This window comes from Streptomyces sp. NPDC059851, from assembly GCF_042732005.1.
Classification (GTDB): Bacteria; Actinomycetota; Actinomycetes; order Streptomycetales; family Streptomycetaceae; genus Streptomyces.
Genome location: NZ_JBHWJJ010000033.1, coordinates 64906 through 69697 on the forward strand (window position 1 = coordinate 64906; position 4792 = coordinate 69697).

General features: G+C 69.2%; 4 protein-coding genes. All 4 read left to right on the forward strand.

The features are described from left to right. The first annotated feature begins 131 nt into the window (after positions 1-131). From ACFV7Q_RS14635 to ACFV7Q_RS14650, 4 genes are read left to right on the forward strand one after another with little or no spacing between them, the layout of a single operon-like run. Positions 132-1064 (forward strand): branched-chain amino acid ABC transporter permease, encoded by a 933-nt coding sequence (locus tag ACFV7Q_RS14635; RefSeq protein ID WP_385428314.1) that lies wholly within the window; start codon positions 132-134, stop codon positions 1062-1064. 5 nt (positions 1065-1069) lie between these two features. After that, on the forward strand, positions 1070-2797 hold the full coding sequence (locus ACFV7Q_RS14640) for a branched-chain amino acid ABC transporter permease (protein ID WP_385428315.1): 1728 nt from the start codon (positions 1070-1072) through the stop codon (positions 2795-2797). Positions 2798-2802: 5 nt separating this feature from the next. Then, the gene (locus tag ACFV7Q_RS14645; RefSeq protein ID WP_385428322.1) at positions 2803-3951 is read left to right on the forward strand and encodes an ABC transporter ATP-binding protein; all 1149 of its coding nucleotides are present in this window, start codon (positions 2803-2805) and stop codon (positions 3949-3951) included. Continuing rightward, complete coding sequence (locus ACFV7Q_RS14650; protein ID WP_385428317.1) at positions 3948-4664, forward strand: ABC transporter ATP-binding protein; 717 nt, start codon at positions 3948-3950, stop codon at positions 4662-4664. Before ACFV7Q_RS14645 ends, ACFV7Q_RS14650 begins: the two co-directional genes overlap by 4 nt. Positions 4665-4792: the final 128 nt, after the last annotated feature.

The window sequence follows — 4792 nt, forward strand, 5'->3', positions numbered from 1 at the left end:
CCAAAACAACCCAGTCCCCCCCCCCCCTCCCGCCCCCACCACCCCCCCCCCCCAACCCACCCCGCCGCGGGCGCCCCCACCCCCCCCCCCCCCCCGGACTCTTATCCGACACGCACATCGGAGGCCCTGCGGTGCACGAACTGCCGCAACAGCTGGCCAACGGCCTTGCCCTCGGTGCCCTTTACGGCCTCATCGCCATCGGGTACACCATGGTCTACGGCATCGTCCAGCTCATCAACTTCGCCCACGGCGAGATCTTCATGATCGGGGGCTTCGGCGCCCTCACCACCTACACCGCACTCCCGAGCGGAACCTCGCTCCTGGTGGCGATACCCCTCATGATCCTCGGAGGCGCCCTCGCCTCCGTCGCCGTGGCGACCGCGGCCGAACGCTTCGCCTACCGGCCACTGCGCAGCGCCCCCCGCCTGGCACCCCTCATCACCGCCATCGGCCTCTCGATCGCGCTCCAGCAGCTCGTCTGGCAGTTCTACCCGGACGCCAAAAAGGCAGTGAGCTTCCCCGAGTTCACCGGCAAGGCGTTCCAGATCACCGACAACCTCGCCATCCAGCGCGCGGACGCCTTCGTCCTGGCCCTCGCCCCGCTCTGCATGCTCGCCCTCGGCGTCTTCGTCTCCAAGAGCCGCAGCGGCCGCGCCATGCAGGCCACCGCCCAGGACCCCGACACCGCCAAGCTCATGGGCATCAACACCGACCGCATCATCGTCATGGCCTTCGCCATCGGTGCCGCGTTCGCCGCCGTCGCCGCCGTCGCCTACGGCGTCGACAAGGGCCAGATCAACTTCGAGATGGGCTTCATCCTCGGACTCAAGGCCTTCACCGCCGCCGTCCTCGGCGGCATCGGAAACATCTACGGCGCCATGGTCGGCGGCGTCGTCCTCGGACTCGCCGAATCCCTCTCGATCGCCTACATCGAAGAGATCCCCGGCATGCAGCAGCTCGGCGGTGGCGCCTGGTCCAACGTCTGGGCCTTCGTACTCCTCATCGTCGTCCTCCTCGTGCGGCCCCAAGGCCTGCTCGGCCAGCGCGTCACGGATCGGGCGTGAGAACCATGACCACCAACGAAGCCACCCTCAGCCCCACCGCGGCGGAGAAGACCGACAACAGCACCACCCTGCTGTACGCCATCACCGGCGGCTCGCTCCTCACCGTCATCAGCGCCTTCCTCGCCTGGACGTGGACCGACGCCTTCCCCGGCAACCTCACCCTCTACGGGTACCCGGCGCCCCTGCAGATGCTCAGCCTCGTCGGCGCCCTGCTCACCGCCCTCTACGCCCTCTCCGCCCTGGGCACCAAGGGCCTCGGCTGGCTCGCCCCCAAGGGCGCCACCAAGGCCCTGCGGTTCCTCGCCCTCGGCGCGGCGGCCACCACCTGGTTCACCGCCGCCGCCATCTCCGTCGAACTCGGCGGCATCGTCCACCTCGAACCCGGCGCCTACCTCGCCCTCGTCGGCTCCCTGATCCCGGCCCTCGCCGCGTTCAAGCTCACCGACGACACTCGCAAGGCCGCCGCCACCACCACGAAGCTGCCCTCCTGGGCCGAAATCCTGATCATCGTCGGCGTCTACGCCCTCGGCCTCTTCGTGATCACCTTCGGCATCGACACCGACGACAAGGAACCGCAGCTCTTCATCGCGTACCTGATCACGGTCAGCCTCGCCGCCACCGGCCTCATCAAGTCCGGTGTCACCGACCGCTTCGCCGAGATCACCGCGAACCACCGCCAGGTCGCCGTCATCGCAACCGCGGCCGCCTTCATCGGCTTCCCCTTCATCCAGCAGAGCGGCGACACCTACACCCTCATCGCGGTCAACATCCTGATCTTCGCGACCGTCGCCCTCGGCCTCAACGTCGTCGTCGGCCTCGCCGGCCTCCTCGACCTCGGCTACGTCGCCTTCCTCGGCGTCGGCGCCTACACCGCCGCCCTGGTCTCCGGAAGCACCGCCTCCGCCTTCGGCCTCCACCTCCCCTTCTGGGCCGCCGTCATCGTCGGCGCCCTCGCCTCCCTGGTCTTCGGCGTCGTCATCGGCGCCCCGACCCTCCGCCTGCGCGGCGACTACCTCGCCATCGTCACCCTCGGCTTCGGAGAAATCTTCCGCATCGCCATGGGCAACCTCGACGGCACCTCCGGCCCCCAGGTCACCAACGGCCCCAACGGCATCCCGAACATCCCCCACCTCGAACTCTTCGGGTGGAACTTCGGCGAAGCCCACGACGTCCTCGGCATCACCCTCGGCGCCTACGCCAACTACTACCTCCTGATGCTGCTGGTCATGGCCCTGGTCATCCTGGTCTTCGCCCGCGCCGGCAACAGCCGCATCGGACGCGCCTGGATCGCCATCCGCGAGGACGAGACCGCCGCCGAAGCCATGGGCATCAACGGCTTCCGCGTCAAGCTCATCGCCTTCGCCCTCGGCGCCACCCTCGCCGGCCTCGCCGGCACCGTCCAGGCCCACGTCAACACCACGGTCGTCCCCGAGAACTACGTCTTCGCCGGACCCGTGCCCCCCAACTCCGCGTTCCTCCTCGCCGCCGTCATCCTCGGCGGCATGGGAACCATCCGCGGACCCATCCTCGGCTCCGCACTCCTCTTCCTGATCCCCGCGAAGCTCCAGTTCCTCCAGGACTACCAGCTCCTCGGATTCGGCATCGCCCTCATCCTGCTCATGCGCCTGCGCCCCGAAGGCCTCATCGCCGACAAGCGCGCACAGCTCGAGTACCACGACGACACCGCCGACCAGGCTCCCACCGACCTGGCCACGGCCAAGGCGGGTGCGTGAACACCATGACGACCACCACCGACACCACCACCAAGCCCTCCGCCGCCCCGGCCGGCGAGACGGTCCTCCAGGCCAGCGGCGTCACCATGCGCTTCGGCGGCCTCACCGCCGTCAAGGGCGTCGACCTCCAGGTCAACTCCGGCGAGATCGTCGGTCTCATCGGCCCCAACGGCGCCGGCAAGACCACCTTCTTCAACTGCCTCACCGGCCTGTACGTCCCCACCGAGGGCACCGTCAGCTACAAGGGCACCGTCCTGCCGCCCAAGCCGCACCTGGTCACCAAGGCAGGCATCGCCCGCACCTTCCAGAACATCCGGCTCTTCTCCAACATGACCGTGCTGGAAAACGTCCTCGTCGGACGCCACACCCGCACCAAGGAAGGCCTCTGGTCCGCCCTCCTGCGCGGCCCCGGCTTCAAGAAGGCCGAAGCCGCCTCCGAGGCCCGCGCCATGGAACTCCTCGAGTTCATCGGCCTGGAGCACAAGGCCCAGCACCTGGCGAAGAACCTCCCCTACGGCGAGCAGCGCAAGCTCGAAATCGCCCGCGCCCTCGCCAGCGACCCCGGCCTCCTGCTCCTCGACGAGCCCACCGCCGGCATGAACCCGCAGGAAACCCGCGCCGCGGAAGAGCTCATCTTCGCCATCCGCGACAAGGGCATCGCCGTCCTCGTCATCGAGCACGACATGCGGTTCATCTTCAACCTCTGCGACCGCGTCGCCTGCCTCGTCCAGGGCGAGAAGCTCATCGAGGGCACCGCCGCCGAGGTCCAGGGCGACGAGCGCGTCATCGCCGCCTACCTCGGCGAACCCTTCGAGCCCCCGGCCGCCGAAGCCGAGGCCGAGGACGCCGAGGTCGAGGCCGCCGAGGCCGCAGCCGCCGACGCCGACGCCGAGCCGGCCGCCGACACGGCCGCCGACACGGCGGAAGCCGAGGCCACGGAGACCGAGGCGACGGAAGCCGCCGACACCACGGACGCCGACGCGGCCGAAGCCACGGAGACCGAGACGGAGGCCGACACCACGGACGCCCCCGCCCCGGCCGCCGACGCCGAGGCCGAGGCCGACACCGAGGCCGACGCCGACACCGAGGCCGACGCCGAAGCCGAGGCGGCAGCCGCGGACAGCACCACCAGCAAGGACGGAGAAGCCAAGTGACCGCACTCCTCGAGGTCAACGACCTCAAGGTGGCCTACGGCAAGATCGAAGCCGTCAAGGGCATCTCCTTCACCGTCGAAGAAGGCCAGATCGTCTGCCTCGTCGGCACCAACGGCGCCGGCAAGACGACCACCCTGCGCACCCTGTCCGGACTCATCAAGCCCCGGTCCGGCACCATCACCTTCGACGGCCAGCCCCTCGGCTCCGTTCCCGCCCACAAGATCGTCTCCCTGGGCCTCGCCCACTCCCCCGAGGGACGCCACATCTTCCCCCGGCTGACGATCGCCGAGAACCTCCAGCTCGGAGCCTTCCTCCGCAGCGACAAGGAAGGCATCGAGAAGGACATCCAGCGCGCCTACGACATGTTCCCCATCCTGGGCGAACGCCGTAAGCAGGCCGCCGGCACCCTCTCGGGCGGTGAGCAGCAGATGCTCGCCATGGGACGGGCCCTCATGTCCCGCCCCAAGCTCCTCATGCTGGACGAGCCCTCCATGGGCCTCTCCCCGCTGATGATGCACAAGATCATGGCCACCATCGCCGAGCTCAAGTCCACGGGCACCACCATCCTGCTCGTCGAGCAGAACGCCCAGGCCGCCCTCTCGCTGGCCGACCAGGCCCACGTGATGGAGATCGGCAAGATCGTGCTCTCGGGCACCGGCCAGGAGCTCCTCCACGACGAGGACGTCCGCAAGGCCTACCTCGGCGAGGACTGACCCCCCGCCACACACCGCACCACGCGTGAGGCCCGCCCCCCGGTGCGGTGGCGGGCCTCTGTCTCTTATACACAACACCCAGCCCACCAGACCGAGCAATATAGCGTTTGCCGTCGTGTGGGTGTAAA